This window comes from Acidovorax sp. GW458-11-26-14-TSB4 (assembly GCF_059423865.1).
Window position 1 is genome coordinate 27186 of the sequence record NZ_JBWKYR010000004.1, and the last position, 13171, is coordinate 40356.

A 13171-nucleotide genomic window follows, 5' to 3' on the forward strand; every position below is an offset into this window, starting at 1 on the left:
GGTTTTGCGCCAGGGCCGATAGCTGAAATCCGCAAGGGAATTGCGCCACGGCAGGCATGTATGCCAACATGGATGGTTACCCGATCTGTCCGCCTGGGCGGCAGGAGGTACCATCGCCCATGAGAAAAACTTTTCAACTCCATGTCGAAGGCAAGAATCCAGACCGCGTTCTGGAAGCCGTCAAGCACGACATCCGCAAGTACATCAAGCGCGAACGGCGCCGCGAAATCCCCGCAGGCGCTGACTTCTGGGACTTCGATTGCCAGTTCGGCGCCACCAAGGAAGCGGCTACGGCGGTGCATCTGTCGGCCCTCACCGGGCTGATCAACGGCGTGGTGGCCGAGGGCGGCAAGCAGTTCTACGTCGAGATCCTGGCCAAGCCGGGCAAGCGCACCGCGCGGCCTGCAGGCGAGCGCGACGATGCCAACGACGGCATGGGCGCTGAAGACGACGACAGCGAAGACTGAAGAACCCCGGGCTGCTGGGCCGTTCCCTCGGGGCGCCCTTGTTGCCTTCTGCACGCCAGCCGGCTTGCCCTTCACGGGGCAGCCGGTTTTTTTGTGGCCGCAGGCGGCAGTTATTCGGGTTTGGGCGGCTTCTTGCCCCGGGGGCGCGCGGCTTCGGCGGCTGCTTCGGCCTCGGCAACTGCCGCCGCGGCACGCAGCTTGTCCTTCTTGCTCGGGCGGCGGCCCTTGATGCCGCCCGTGCCCGGGGCTGCAGGCGTGGCAGGCGGCGCCACCTCGGTGGGCTCGAAGCCGGCGATCACCTCCAGCGGCAGGGCCAGGCCCTGGCGCTTTTCGATCAGCCTGAAATGTGCGGTCGCTTCAGGCATCACGAAGCTCACTGCCACGCCGCTCTCGCCCGCACGGCCGGTGCGGCCGATACGGTGAACATAGTCATCGGCCGAGCGCGGCAGGTCGTAGTTGACCACGGCGGGCAGCTGCGCGATGTCGATGCCTCGCGCGGCCAGGTCGGTGGTCACCACCACCTGCCAGCGCTCGTCCTTGAACTCCTGCAGCACCTGCTTGCGCGCGCCCTGGCTCAGTCCGCCGTGGAAAGGGCTGGCGTAGATGCCGGCCTTGTACAGCTTTTCGGCCACGTGCTCGGCCGCGTACTGCGTGGCCACGAAGACCAGCACGCGCGACCATGCATGCTCTTTCACCAGATGGCGCAGCAACTGGGTGCGGCGCTTGTCGTCCACCGCAATGGCGCGCTGCGCGATGTCGGGCGTGTGTTCCGGCGTGGCGGCGATCTCCACGCGCACCGGCTGGCGCAGCAGGCCGTCGGCCAGGGCCTGCACGGCCGTGGGGAAGGTGGCCGAAAAGAACAGGTTCTGCCGCTTGGCCGGCAGCAGGGCCAGCACGCGCTGCAGTTCCTCGGCAAAGCCCAGGTCGAGCAGGCGGTCGGCCTCGTCCAGCACCAGGTGGGCCACCTGGCCCAGGCGCACGGCGTTGTGCTCCACCAGGTCGAGCAGGCGGCCTGGGGTGGCCACGATGACGTCGGCCCCGCCGCGCAGCGCCATGAGCTGCGGGTTGATGGAGACACCGCCGAACACCACCGCCACCTTGGGCGGCTGCTGCACCAGGTGGCGCGCCAGGTCGCGCAGCACCTCGCCCACCTGGGCCGCCAGCTCGCGCGTGGGCACCAGCACCAGGGCCTGGATCGGGCGGGTCGACTGGCCGGTGGCGCCCATCTGCACCAGCTGCAGCAGGGGCAGGCCGAACGCCGCCGTCTTTCCCGAGCCGGTCTGCGCGATGCCCAGCAGGTCCCTGCCGTCCAGAATCGGGGGGATCGCCTCGGTCTGGATGGGCGTGGGCGCCGTGAAGCCTGCGGCCTGGGCGGCATGGGCAAGGGCAGGGGAGAGACCGAGGGCGGCAAAAGGCATGGGCTGGGCGCCGGTGCCATGGGCACGAGCGCAGAATGGATTGGGACAATCCCCCGATTGTCCTGCACTTGGCATGGGCCGTGCGCATAGATAATCGGACGGCATAATCCCACGCTGTCCCAGTCCATGGCCATTCCGACCGACCCTTCCGCCATCACCCACGGCATTCAATTGGCGGTGGCGCCCGTTTTCCTGCTCACCGCCGTCTCCGGCATGATCGGCGCCGTGGCCGGCCGGCTGGCCCGCATCATCGACCGCGCCCGCGTGGTGGAAGACCGCGCCCGCGCCAACAACGACCCCGAGTACACCGCCCGCGCCTACGTCGAGCTGGGTGAGCTGCGCCTGCGCGGCCGGCTGGCCAATGGCTGCATTGCGCTGCTGACCTTCTGCGCCTTTCTCATCGGCATCACCATCATCCTGCTGTTCCTGGGCGAAACGCTGGACTACCAGGCCAACCGCCTGGCCATCGCCGGCTTCCTGGCGGGCGTGGTGTCCTTTCTGCTCGCGCTGGTGTGCTTTCTCGCCGAAACCGTGATGGCCACGCGCCTGCTCAACTTCCACATGCTGCAAAACGAGCTCGGCGCCAACCCTGCCGACAAGCCCCGGGAGCAGCAATAAGCATGGCCCCCGCTCCCAAGAAATCCCTGGCCGACCTCGCCAGCCTGGGCGGTCTGGTCTACTCCACCGATGCGGGCCGCATGTGCCCCGACTGCCGCCAGCCCATCGCCCAGTGCGCCTGCAAGGAACTGGCCAAGGCGGCCGTGCCCGCAGGCGACGGCATCGTGCGCGTCTCGCGCGAAACCAAGGGCCGCGGCGGCAAGGCCGTCACCCTGGTCAAGGGCGTGCTGGCCGATGCCGCCGCGCTGGACCAACTGGGCAAGCAGCTCAAGGCCGCCTGCGGCAGTGGCGGCACGGTAAAGGACGGCGTGATCGAGGTCCAGGGCGACCATGTGGACCGCGTGATGGCCGCGCTGCAAAAGCTCGGCCACAAGGTCAAGCGCGCGGGCGGCTGAAAAAGAAAGCCTTGCCATGGACGCGGAGAAACTACAGAAACTGGTGACGATGGAGATGCCCTACGGCAAGCACAAGGGCACGCTGATCGCCGACCTGCCCGGCAACTACCTCAACTGGTTTGCGCGCGAGGGATTCCCCAAGGGGCAGCTGGGGCAGTTGCTGGCGCTGATGCATGAGATCGACCACAACGGGCTGTCGGATCTGCTGAGGCCGCTCAGGGGGAGGTGAGTTCCCTCATTTCGAACTGTGGGTGGCGTCCGTTGGCGCCGCTTTTGGGTAGGATGCATGGACCGGACTCAGGTGCACTCCATGCGTTCGGTTCATCAATAAAAAGGGGGAAGAAGAATGCGATTGCCGTTTGTCGTCATACCGCTGCTGGAAGAGACTGTCAGCCGAAAGCATCTGCCCAAAGATTATCCGATTGAATTCTGGAAGGCGGAGAACCATCGTGGCTGGATCGATGCTTTCATGGTGTTCGGCAGCCTCTTGTTCTATTCGGACATACCAGAAGAGTCTTTGCCCCGCGCCTACGCGCAGGTCGCGTATCTCTTTGATTGGGAAGCGCAATGCCAACGCAGCGGATGGTCTGCTTTTGACAATCGCCATGATGCGATGGATCGCATTCTGGAGAGCTACTGCGAGGTGGGCCTGGCTGGTGAGGCGGCTGCACTGAAGGCTGCGTACCAAGCTTGGCTGGGGACTTCGGGGTCGTTCGAGTCAACGTCACAGGCTTATGACGAGTTCAGCCATGGGTTTTCCATTGACCTAGACAGGCTGGAATACCTGGCCGCCTACTTTGTCGATCATGCAGACCGGTTGTTCTACGTGCCGGAGGCTTGAATGGCTGCGCAAGCCCAGGCCGCTTTTTCTCACGCGCCCGCACGCCACAGCACCGGAAACAAAGCATGCTCCATCGGCGCCCCCGCCGGCAACTCGTCCACCAGCCCCGGAAAATCCGGTGAGGTCTTCCAGCGCCGCGGCGCGTGCGTGACGTCGTCGCCGATCATGCGCACCGAGAACACGCGGCGCCGGCGGCCGGGCTCCAGGCCCGCCGAGGCGTGCAGGGTCAGCATGTTGAAGGCGATGGCGTCCCCCGGCTCCACGGCCCAGCCGCGGATGTCGTAGGCCGTGCGGTCGGCCTCGATGTCGGGCAGGTCGGCCAGGGCGCCCTCGGGGAACCATTTCGCCTCGTTGGTCATGAAGGTGCGCGGCATCAGCCAGGGGCCGCGGTGCGAGCCGGCCACCAGCTCCAGCGTGGCGGCGCGCGAGACCGGATCGACGGGGATCCAGAAGCTCACGTTCTGGCTGCCTTCGATGTTGTAGTAGGGCTGGTCCTGGTGCCAGGGCGTGCGCTGGCGCGTGCCCGACTCCTTGGTGAGCATGTGGTCGTGGTACAGGCGTATCTGGCGGCTGCCCGTGAGCTTGGCCGCGATTTCGGGCAGGGCCGATTGCGAGATCACGTCCCAGTACGCCGGTATCTCCTGCCAGTTGCAGAAGTCCTCGATGAAGAAGCCCGGGTCGTCGGGGCGGCTGGCCACCTTGGCGCGCGGGCTGGGCGCGGCCAGGTTGGCGTCGATGCCCTCGCGCAGCCGCTCGACTTCGGCCGGGCGCAGCACGCCGCGCAGGCAGACCACGCCATCGCGCGCGAACTTCTCGGCCATGGCGCGGGCGGGGGACTGGGGGTTGAATTCGCCGGGGTGGTTGGTGGGCATGGCGTGTGTCTCCTGGGTGGTGCGGGCGGTATCAGTTTAAATTGACGTGATTCGATGAAATATGCCTGTTCGGACAAGCGATCAATGGAGCCAGACAAGATGCACCGGCGCAAGCCCTCCGCACAGACCGCCATGCTGCTGTTCAAGGTGGTGCACCTGCAGCCCGGCGGTGCCGACCCGGCCGACAGCCATGCCGCAGGGCAGTTCGTGCATGCGCTGTCGGGCGTGATCGAGGTGGGCATGGGCGGCCAGGTGTTTCTGGCGCCGCCCCAATACGGTGTGTGGATACCGCCGCACCTGGAGCATGCCTCCCGCAACCGCCATGCGGCGAGCTATGCCACGGTCTACGTACCCGAGCCCTTGTGCGCGGCGCTGCCGGCGCAGGCCTGCACCATGGTCATCAGCCCGCTGATACAGGCCGTGCTGGAGACGCTGCGCGAGCGTGGCATCGAGGCCCCGCACAGCCCGCCCGAGCAGCGCCTGTTCGAGGTGCTGCTGGACGAACTGCGCGTGGCGCCCGGCCATGACAGCTATTTGCCGACCTCGCAGGACCCGCTGCTGAGCAGGGTGCTCGACGCCCTGCAGGCCAGCCCCTGGGACAACCGCCCGCTGGCCGAATGGGCCGCCACCGTGCACACCACCGAGCGCACCCTGGCGCGGCGCTGCGAGCGCGACCTGCACATGTCCCTGGGCGAATGGCGCCAGCGCCTGAAAGTGGTGCGCGGCATCGCGCTGCTGGAGGCCGGCCGTGCGGTCAAGGACGTGGCGCTGGAGCTGGGCTACAGCGCGCCCTCGGCCTTCATCGCCATGTTCCACAAGCAGCTGGGCGTGACGCCGCAGGCGTACCTGCGGAGCAAGGCCGGCTGATGGAACTCAGTCAGGTCTTTGCAGCGCGCTTCTTCGGCGCAATGAAGCCCGTGGACAGCCCCACGCCGCAGACGATGACGGCCGCGCAGACCAGCATCCACTGCGTGATGCGCTCGTCCAGAAAGACAACCCCATAGAAGGTTGCGAACACCGGCAGCAAGAAGGTGACGGTGAGCGCCCGCGCCGGGCCTGCGCGCTCGATCAGCCGGAAGAACAGGAAGTACGCCACGCCCGTGCACAGCACGCCCAGCGCCGCAATGGCCAGCCAGGCCCGCAGCGAGGGCATGTGCTGGGGCCAGTACAGGACGGCCGGCACGATGAGCAGCAGGGCCGCTCCGATCTGGCTACCGGTGGCCGTGGCCAGGGGCGGTACACCGGTCAGGTAGCGGCGCGTCGCACTCGCCGCAATCCCGTAGCACAAGCAGGCCAGCAGGCAGGCGCCGATGGCCCAGAGCGCTGCGTTGTGGTTGCCGCCCGCGCCATCGCCGTCGCGCAGCCCGGCACTGCCGCTGGCCAGCATGACCACGCCGATGAAGCCGATGGCCAGCCCCACCAGGCGCCAGCCGCTGGGCCGCTCGCGGAACCAGACCCACGCCACCAGGGCCCCGAACATCGGCGCCGTGGCGTTGAGCACTGCGGCCAGGCTGCTGTTGATGGTGAGCAGCGCAAAGCTGAACAGGGCGAACGGCAGGCCGGAGTTGAACACCCCGAGGGCCATGCTGGCGCGCCAGTGCTGCACCAGGGCCGGGCCTTGGCCGCGCAGCATCATCAGCGGGAACAGAAAGGCCGCGCCGATGCTGACCCGCGCCGCCGCTGTGGGCAGGGCCCCGAACTCGGCGGCGCCCATGCGCATGAAGAGGAAGGATGCGCCCCACAGCGCGGCCAGGAGGACCAGATCGACCACCCAGGCGCGGGTGTTGCTGGTTGTCTGTTGTGGGGCCTGGGGGGTTGTGGTGGTGGTCATTTAGGGGCGCCTGTTTTGTTTTGTCTTGTTGCTGGCATTGTCTGGGGCCGTCTGAACCTGTGATTGGGCGCCAGATTGGCCTGGGCATTGATGCTATTTGGTCACCAATGGGAGGGGTTCGTTCATCAATCGCAAATGGGTGAAGCGTGAACTACTTCACATGCTTTTTTGGAGGGGGCGGGCTATTATTTTTCTGTCGACCCACCCGTAGTCGATACCTCCCTTGTGAAAGCAAGTTGCCCGCCTTTGTGCGGGCTTTTTTTTTCTGGATGGCTGGTGGGGGGGCTTGGTTTTTGGCTTGTTGGCCTTGGGGGATTCTGCTCTTTTGCCGAGGGCGGGAGCCGGGATGTGCGCCCGGCGGCGCACCCACCTTCTTTCGCGTCGCCAAAAGAAGGTGGGCCAAGAAAAGGCGACCCCCAGGCTGCCCCCTCGCCTGCGGCGAGGGGGACACGGGCAGCGGGGTCGCCTTTCTTTGGGGTACGTTTCTTTGGCGACGCAAAGAAAGGTACCTCGGCCGCCGGGCCGAGACCCGGCTCCCGTCCTCGGCAGAGGCACGTCATCAAAACAGCAGCCTCGCCGGGCGCATAAACCGGCTCCCGCCCTCCATCAAGGCATGTAGTAACCACTCGCGTCGAGGACAAAGGAATCAAGGCACGTCATGCACGATCTGCCCCGCCGTCAAGGTATTGACAGTAGCCCCCGGTATCTCCATAAGTATCCGGCTCCGCTCTGCCGGCATATAGGCAGTGAGGTACATCACCGGCCGCTCATCCATGTCGTGCAGCAACCTTACCAACCGCAACATCGGCCCCCCCACCTCGGTCTTCAGCAGCCCCGCGCGCTGCGGGTCGGCCACCACGGCGCTGATCTCCTGCACCACGCGGCCGAACTGCACGCCCTGGGCCATCAGGATCTCGTAGAGCGCCTTCTTCTTCAGGGCCGCCGCCGTGGCGCGCTGGCCGATGTCCTGCGGCACCCAGGCGTCCGTGAGCAGCGCGGGCGCGCCGCCGATGTGGCTGCGCAGGCGCAGCGCGTGCATGGCCTTGGCCCCGGGGGGCAGCAGCAGCAGCGAGGCCACATCGCGCGGGGGCTCGGCCTGGGTCACCTCCAGCACCTGCACCTCGGTCTCCTGCGCGGTCTTGCGCAGGCTGTCGATCACGCTCAGGCTGGGCACGCGGCGCGGCAGCGGCAGGTTGGGCGCCACGAAGGTGCCCTTGCCATGCCGCCGCTCCACCAGGCCCTGCGCCGCCAAATCAGCCAGCGCGCGCCGCACCGTCACGCGCGACACGCCGAAGCGCTCGCACAGCGCCTCCTCGCCGGGCAGCGCGCCGTCGGCGAACAGGCCTTGCGAGATCTGGTCGCGCAGCACCAGGAACAGCTGGCGGTGCAGGGAGGTGCCCTTGGCGGTGGCGAAAGCGGGAGTCGGTGAATTCATGGTGCCCCGAGCATAGCGGGTTGACTTGTTGTTATGTTGTACTATACTGAATACAACTTGCGACGACGCAGTGCCCAACGCGCAAGACCACTACACCCTGGAGACAACACGATGACGATGGGCACTCCCGTTCCCACCCTGCGGCAACAGCTGGCCGCCCCCGGCATGGTCATCGCCCCCGGCGCCTATGACGGCATCGGTGCGCGGCTGATCGAGCAGGCCGGCTTCAGCGCCGTCTACATGACCGGCGCCGGCACTTCGGCCGCACGCGGCTACCCCGACTTCGGCCTGCTCAACATGGGCGAGATGGTGGACAACGCCGCCGTCATGGCGCGCGCCATCGGCGTGCCGCTGATCGCCGATGCCGACACCGGCTACGGCAACGAGCTCAACGTGACGCGCACCGTGCGCGAGTTCGAGGCGCGCGGAGTGGCCGCCATCCACATCGAGGACCAGGTGGCGCCCAAGCGCTGCGGCCACCTGGATGGCAAGGAGGTTGTCTCGCGCGAGGACTTCGTCTCCAAGATCCGAGCGGCCGTGCAGGCGCGGCGCACGCCGGAGTTCGTGCTCATCGCCCGCACCGATGCGCGCGCCATGCTGGGCTTTGAAGAAGCTCTGTGGCGCGCCAATGCGGCGCTGGAGGCCGGCGCCGACATGGCCTTTGTCGAGGCCACGCAGAGCTTGGAGGAAATGGCCGCCGTGCCCCGGCGCGTGAACGGGCCTTGCCTGCTCAACGTGGTGCCCGGTGGGCGCACACCCAACATCGACCTGCGCGAAGCCGAGGCCATGGGCTACAAGCTCGCCATCCTGCCCGGGCTGATGCTCAAGGCCGCCATCGAGGCGGGCGATGCCGCGCTGGCCGAGCTCAAGGCCACACACCTGCCGCCCGCCGTCACGGCCAGCGTGGCGCAGACCTTCCGGCGCTTTGGCGCAGACGAGTGGGACGCCCTGCGCACGCGCTTCAATGCCGGCGCCACCATGGGAAGCTGACATGGCACGCACATTGTTCGACAAGGTGTGGGACGCGCACGTGGTGCGCGAGCTCGGCGATGGCTGGGCGCTGCTGCACATCGACCGCCACCTGCTGCACGACCTCTCGGGCCCGCCCGCGCTGGCCGAGGTGGCCGCGCGCGGCCTGCCGCTGCACGACCGGGAGCTGGTGTTCGCCACGCCCGACCACGCCGTGTCGAGCCTGCCCGGCCGTGTGGCCACCACCTTCCCGCTGGGCGGGCGGCTGCACGGGGCGCTCAAGGCGCAGAGCGCTGCCATGGGTGTGCGCCTGTTCGACCTGGGCCAGCCCGGGCAGGGCATCGTGCACGTGATGGGGCCCGAGTTGGGCATCGTGCTGCCCGGCCTCACGGTGATCTGCGGCGACAGCCACACCTGCACCAATGGCGGCCTGGGGGCCATGGCCTTCGGCGTGGGCTCGTCGGAGAGCACGCACGCACTGGCCACGCAGACGCTGCGCCAGCAAAAGCCCAAACAGATGCGCGTGCGCTGCGAAGGGCGCCTGCGCCCCGGCGTCACCGCCAAGGACCTGGCGCTGCACACCATCGGCCTGCTCGGCGCGGCGGCGGGCGTGGGCCATGCCGTCGAATTTGCGGGCGAGGCCATCGAGGCCATGGACGTGGAAGGCCGCCTCACGCTGTGCAACCTGTCGGTGGAGCTGGGCGCGCGCTTTGGCATGGTGGCGCCCGATGAGCGCACTTTCGACTTCCTGCGCGGCAGGGCCTTTGCGCCGCAGGGCGCGGCCTTTGACGCTGCCGTAGCCCACTGGCGCACGCTGCCCAGCGATACCGGTGCCCTGTTCGACTGCGAAGTGCTGATCGACGCCGCCACCGTGCGCCCCACCATCACCTGGGGCACCAGCCCCGAGCATGCCATCGCCATCGACGGCCAAGTGCCCGACCCGCAGGCCGCAGAGCAAGAGGCCGAGCGTGACACCCTGGCCGCCGCGCTCGACTACATGGGCCTGGCCGCAGGGCAGGCGATTGCCGGCACGCCGGTGGACTGGGTGTTCATCGGCTCCTGCGCCAACTCGCGCCTGTCGGATCTGCGTGCCGCGGCCGAGGTGGCGCGCGGCCGGCATGTGGCAGCCGGCGTCACGGCCTGGGTGGTGCCCGGGTCCGAGAACGTCAAGCGCGCGGCCGAGGCCGAAGGCCTGCACACGCTGTTTGAGGCGGCGGGCTTTGCCTGGCGCGAGCCGGGCTGCAGCATGTGCGTGGCCGCCAATGGCGAGCAGGTGCCGCCGCAGCAGCGCTCGGTCTCCACCTCCAATCGCAACTTCGTGGGCCGCCAGGGGCCGGGGGCGCGCACCCACCTGGCCAGCCCGGCCATGGCGGCGGCAGCGGCCATTGCGGGCGCCATCACCGACCCTGCCCACCTGCTGCTGGAGACCGCACCATGAGCATCAGCACCGGCATGCAGCCCTTCACCACGCTCACCGGCCCGGCCGCCTGGCTGCCGCGCGCCAATGTGGACACCGACGTGATCATCCGCATCGAGCGGCTCACTACCATCGGCGACCGCAGCCGATTGGGCCCCTATGCGATGGAGGCGCTGCGCTACCGCGAGGACGGCAGCGACGACCCCAGCTTCGTCTTCAACCAGCCGGCCTTCCGCGGCGCGCCGATTCTGCTGGCGGGAGAAAACTTCGGCTGCGGCTCCTCGCGCGAGGGTGCGGTCTGGGCGCTGCAGGGCATGGGGGTGCGCTGCGTCATCGCGCCCAGCTTTGGCGACATCTTCTTCAACAACTGCTTCCAGAACGGCATGCTGCCGATTCGCCTGGCGCCCGACGCCATCGAGGCGCTGGCCCGGCAATGCGCCAACGGCGACGCGATGACGGTGGACCTCACGCAGTGCACGCTGGCAGCACCCGACGGCAGCGTGGCGCCCTTCGCCATCGATCCCCTGCGGCGTGAGGGCCTGCTGCACGGCCTGGACGACATCGGCCTGACCCTGAAGGACGACACCTTGATCTGCGCCTGGCAGGCGGCCGACCGGCAGCGGCGGCCATGGGCCTGGCCCGCGGAACACGCGGCCTGAGTGCGCACAAGCAATTCCCTAAAACGACAAAGTGAGACAAGACAGCATGACCCCTTCGACCTTCTTCAGGCCGCCCTGGCGCGCTGCCTCCGCGGCGCTGGCCGCAGCTGCCGCCGCGCTGGCCCCCGGCGCCCATGCCCAGGCGCAGCAGGTGGTATGGAAGCCCACCCACCCCGTCACCCTGGTCGTGCCCTACGCCGCAGGCGGCGGCACCGACGCCACGGCGCGCGCCGTGGCCAAACAGCTCGGCGTGCTCTGGGGCCAGCCCGTGGTGGTGGAGAACATGCCCGGGGCCGACGGCCTCATCGGCTCGCGCCGCGTGATGGAGGCCAAGGCCGATGGCCACACCCTGCTGCTGCAGGTACCGGCCATCGTGCTCACCAAATACATGCCGGGGCTCAAGGGCATCGACCCGCTGGCGCGGCTTACGCCGGTGACGGCGGTCTCGCAGTCGCCTGCCGCTATCGTGGCCAGCGCCAAGCTGCCGGTGAAGACGCTGGCCGAGCTGTTCCAGCACTGCAAGGCGGTTGCCACGCCCTGCTCGCTGGCCAGCGGCGAGAGCCTGGCGCGCATCAGCGGCAAGCAGCTGGCCGACGAGGCGGGCATTGCCAACCTCATCACCGTCAACTACCGCGGCACGGGCGCCATCGTCACCGACATGATCGCCAACAACGTCAATTTCTCGTTCACCGGCATCACCGCCGCGCTGCCGCACCACAAGGCCGGCACGCTGCGCATCCTGGCCACGCAGGGCACGAAGCGCGCAGCCGCGCTGCCCGATGTGCCCACCACGGCAGAGGCAGGCTTCCCGCAGTTCCAGTCCGTCACCTGGTTCGGCCTGTTCGCGCCCAAGGACACGCCTGCGGCCGCCACGCAGGGCATCGTCGCCGCGCTGCGCGAGGCGGTGAAGGATACCGACGTGCAAAAGACCATTGCCGCCGCCGGTGCCGAGCCGGTGGTCAACAGCCCCGCCGAATTCGCTGCGCAGGTGCAGCACGAGAGCGAGCGCCTGGGCGCCCTCGTCAAGCGCTACCCCCTGGAGTGAACGCACCATGTCCCATATCCATTCCGACGATGGCCGTGCCGAGCAGACCGAGGTGCGCTGCGTGCTGATGCGCGGCGGCACCAGCAAGGCCCTGTTCTTCCACGAGGCCGACGTACCCCCGCCCGGCCCCGCGCGCGATCGCCTGCTCAAGCGCGCCATGGGCACGCCCGACGTGCTGCAGATCGACGGCCTGGGCGGCTCCCGCCTGGTCACGTCCAAGGTGGCCATCATCCGCCGCTCCGAGCGTGCCGATGCCGACGTGGACTACACCTTCGCCCAGGTGGACGTGGACCGCGACCTCGTGGGCTACGACGCCAACTGCGGCAACATCTCCTCGGCCGTGGCGCCGTTTGCCATCGACGAGGGCCTGGTCACCGTGACCCAGCCTGTGACCACCGTGCGCATCCACAACACCAACACCGGCACCCTGCTCGTGTCCCGCGTGCAGGTGCAAGGCGGCAAGGCGCGTGTGCTGGGCGACTGCGCCATTGCCGGCGTGCCCGGCACGGGTGCCGAGATCTTGATGGACTACACCGACACCATCGGCGCCAAGACCGGCCAGCTGCTGCCCACGGGTAGCGTGGTGGACACGCTCACGTTGCGGGACGGCCGGTGCATCGACGTGTCCGTGGTCGATGCGGCCACGCCCTGCGTGTTCATCGCCGCTGCCTCGCTGGGCCTGACCGGCAGCGAGCTGCCGCCCGCCATCTCGGCCGACCGCGCGCTGATCGAAACCATCGGCGAGATCCAGGGCAGGGCGGGTGCGCAGATCGGCCTGTACAAATCCTGGGACCAGATGCACCTGCCTGGACTGCCGCTGGCCGTGATCGTGGCGCCGCCCGCGGACTATGTGGATGTGAACCAGGCCGCGGTGGCGGCCAGCGACTGCGACCTGCGCGCGCGCCTGGTGTTCCTGGGCCAGTGCCATGACAGCATGGCGGGCACGGGGTCGATGTGCACGGCCGCCGCCTCGCGCATCCCCGGCACGCTGGTGCACCAGGCCATCGGCGAGCGGGCTGCCGGCACCTCGACTCTGCGCATCGGCCACCCGCTGGGGGTGATGGAGGTCAAGGTGGTGGCGCGGGCCGGTGCCACACCCGCGCAGACCGCTTTCGAGGCCCTGGGCCTCACCCGCACCGCTCGGCGGCTGATGGCTGGCACCGTCTATGTGCCTGTCGAGTGAACCGCCCGCAACGAACAACGA

The 13171-nt window shown here is 68.4% G+C and carries 15 protein-coding genes; 11 read left to right on the forward strand and 4 right to left on the reverse strand.

Annotated features, from left to right (window positions below; all coding sequences use genetic code 11):
- Positions 1-119: 119 nt before the first annotated feature.
- Positions 120-467, forward strand: a complete 348-nt coding sequence (locus AC07X5_RS10705) for a DUF6172 family protein (RefSeq protein ID WP_494770120.1) — start codon at positions 120-122, stop codon at positions 465-467.
- Positions 468-577: 110 nt separating this feature from the next.
- On the opposite strand, the gene AC07X5_RS10710 is transcribed toward AC07X5_RS10705, so the two are convergent.
- Entirely contained in the window at positions 578-1885 is a 1308-nt protein-coding gene (locus AC07X5_RS10710; protein ID WP_494770121.1) for a DEAD/DEAH box helicase, read from the reverse strand.
- Between the two features lie 126 nt (positions 1886-2011).
- Between AC07X5_RS10710 and AC07X5_RS10715 the strand changes: the two genes are divergently transcribed.
- The 4 genes from AC07X5_RS10715 to AC07X5_RS10730 all read left to right on the forward strand — a co-directional run bounded on the left by AC07X5_RS10715 (position 2012) and on the right by AC07X5_RS10730 (position 3739).
- Entirely contained in the window at positions 2012-2503 is a 492-nt protein-coding gene (locus tag AC07X5_RS10715) for a DUF2721 domain-containing protein (protein ID WP_494770122.1), read from the forward strand.
- 2 nt (positions 2504-2505) lie between these two features.
- Entirely contained in the window at positions 2506-2898 is a 393-nt protein-coding gene (locus tag AC07X5_RS10720; protein WP_494770123.1) for a translation initiation factor Sui1, read from the forward strand.
- A 16-nt stretch (positions 2899-2914) separates the two neighbouring features.
- Entirely contained in the window at positions 2915-3127 is a 213-nt protein-coding gene (locus AC07X5_RS10725; protein ID WP_494770124.1) for a DUF3820 family protein, read from the forward strand.
- 123 nt (positions 3128-3250) lie between these two features.
- Positions 3251-3739, forward strand: a complete 489-nt coding sequence (locus AC07X5_RS10730; RefSeq protein WP_409960778.1) for a hypothetical protein — start codon at positions 3251-3253, stop codon at positions 3737-3739.
- 29 nt (positions 3740-3768) lie between these two features.
- Here the strand turns inward: AC07X5_RS10730 and AC07X5_RS10735 are convergent, their stop codons facing one another.
- A complete protein-coding gene (locus AC07X5_RS10735; RefSeq protein WP_494770125.1) occupies positions 3769-4611 on the reverse strand; it encodes a phytanoyl-CoA dioxygenase family protein in 843 nt (280 codons plus the stop codon).
- Between the two features lie 84 nt (positions 4612-4695).
- Between AC07X5_RS10735 and AC07X5_RS10740 the strand changes: the two genes are divergently transcribed.
- On the forward strand, positions 4696-5478 hold the full coding sequence (locus AC07X5_RS10740) for an AraC family transcriptional regulator (protein ID WP_494770126.1): 783 nt from the start codon (positions 4696-4698) through the stop codon (positions 5476-5478).
- Positions 5479-5488: 10 nt separating this feature from the next.
- On the opposite strand, the gene AC07X5_RS10745 is transcribed toward AC07X5_RS10740, so the two are convergent.
- Both AC07X5_RS10745 and AC07X5_RS10750 read right to left on the reverse strand, forming a co-directional pair.
- Positions 5489-6442: a DMT family transporter gene (locus tag AC07X5_RS10745; protein ID WP_494770127.1), complete on the reverse strand. Its 954-nt coding sequence runs from the start codon at positions 6440-6442 to the stop codon at positions 5489-5491.
- Between the two features lie 646 nt (positions 6443-7088).
- The gene (locus AC07X5_RS10750) at positions 7089-7877 is read right to left on the reverse strand and encodes a GntR family transcriptional regulator (protein ID WP_409954767.1); all 789 of its coding nucleotides are present in this window, start codon (positions 7875-7877) and stop codon (positions 7089-7091) included.
- A gap of 111 nt (positions 7878-7988) precedes the next feature.
- On the opposite strand from AC07X5_RS10750, the gene AC07X5_RS10755 reads away from it, so the two are divergent.
- Genes AC07X5_RS10755 through AC07X5_RS10775 form a run of 5 tightly spaced genes read left to right on the forward strand, consistent with a single transcriptional unit; the run spans position 7989 to position 13150 of the window.
- Positions 7989-8867, forward strand: a complete 879-nt coding sequence (locus AC07X5_RS10755; RefSeq protein WP_494770128.1) for an isocitrate lyase/PEP mutase family protein — start codon at positions 7989-7991, stop codon at positions 8865-8867.
- A 1-nt stretch (position 8868) separates the two neighbouring features.
- Positions 8869-10284 (forward strand): 3-isopropylmalate dehydratase large subunit, encoded by a 1416-nt coding sequence (leuC, locus tag AC07X5_RS10760; RefSeq protein WP_494770129.1) that lies wholly within the window; start codon positions 8869-8871, stop codon positions 10282-10284.
- Between the two features lie 14 nt (positions 10285-10298).
- Positions 10299-10922, forward strand: coding sequence for a 3-isopropylmalate dehydratase small subunit (leuD, locus tag AC07X5_RS10765; RefSeq protein WP_494770428.1), 624 nt, complete (start codon positions 10299-10301; stop codon positions 10920-10922).
- A 46-nt stretch (positions 10923-10968) separates the two neighbouring features.
- Entirely contained in the window at positions 10969-11967 is a 999-nt protein-coding gene (locus tag AC07X5_RS10770) for a tripartite tricarboxylate transporter substrate binding protein (RefSeq protein ID WP_494770130.1), read from the forward strand.
- 7 nt (positions 11968-11974) lie between these two features.
- On the forward strand, positions 11975-13150 hold the full coding sequence (locus tag AC07X5_RS10775; protein WP_494770131.1) for a 2-methylaconitate cis-trans isomerase PrpF family protein: 1176 nt from the start codon (positions 11975-11977) through the stop codon (positions 13148-13150).
- Positions 13151-13171: the final 21 nt, after the last annotated feature.

Excerpts from the sequence above, each read along its gene's own strand:
- AC07X5_RS10710 (WP_494770121.1), bottom strand. The coding sequence starts at position 1,885 with ATGCCTTTTGCCGCCCTCGGTCTCTCCCCTGCCCTTGCCCATGCCGCC.
- AC07X5_RS10720 (WP_494770123.1), top strand. The coding sequence starts at position 2,506 with ATGGCCCCCGCTCCCAAGAAATCCCTGGCCGACCTCGCCAGCCTGGGC.
- AC07X5_RS10725 (WP_494770124.1), top strand. The coding sequence starts at position 2,915 with ATGGACGCGGAGAAACTACAGAAACTGGTGACGATGGAGATGCCCTAC.
- AC07X5_RS10770 (WP_494770130.1), top strand. The coding sequence starts at position 10,969 with ATGACCCCTTCGACCTTCTTCAGGCCGCCCTGGCGCGCTGCCTCCGCG.
- AC07X5_RS10705 (WP_494770120.1), top strand. The coding sequence starts at position 120 with ATGAGAAAAACTTTTCAACTCCATGTCGAAGGCAAGAATCCAGACCGC.
- AC07X5_RS10740 (WP_494770126.1), top strand. The coding sequence starts at position 4,696 with ATGGAGCCAGACAAGATGCACCGGCGCAAGCCCTCCGCACAGACCGCC.
- leuC (WP_494770129.1), top strand. The coding sequence starts at position 8,869 with ATGGCACGCACATTGTTCGACAAGGTGTGGGACGCGCACGTGGTGCGC.
- AC07X5_RS10755 (WP_494770128.1), top strand. The coding sequence starts at position 7,989 with ATGACGATGGGCACTCCCGTTCCCACCCTGCGGCAACAGCTGGCCGCC.
- AC07X5_RS10750 (WP_409954767.1), bottom strand. The coding sequence starts at position 7,877 with ATGAATTCACCGACTCCCGCTTTCGCCACCGCCAAGGGCACCTCCCTG.
- AC07X5_RS10715 (WP_494770122.1), top strand. The coding sequence starts at position 2,012 with ATGGCCATTCCGACCGACCCTTCCGCCATCACCCACGGCATTCAATTG.
- AC07X5_RS10775 (WP_494770131.1), top strand. The coding sequence starts at position 11,975 with ATGTCCCATATCCATTCCGACGATGGCCGTGCCGAGCAGACCGAGGTG.
- AC07X5_RS10735 (WP_494770125.1), bottom strand. The coding sequence starts at position 4,611 with ATGCCCACCAACCACCCCGGCGAATTCAACCCCCAGTCCCCCGCCCGC.
- leuD (WP_494770428.1), top strand. The coding sequence starts at position 10,299 with ATGCAGCCCTTCACCACGCTCACCGGCCCGGCCGCCTGGCTGCCGCGC.
- AC07X5_RS10745 (WP_494770127.1), bottom strand. The coding sequence starts at position 6,442 with ATGACCACCACCACAACCCCCCAGGCCCCACAACAGACAACCAGCAAC.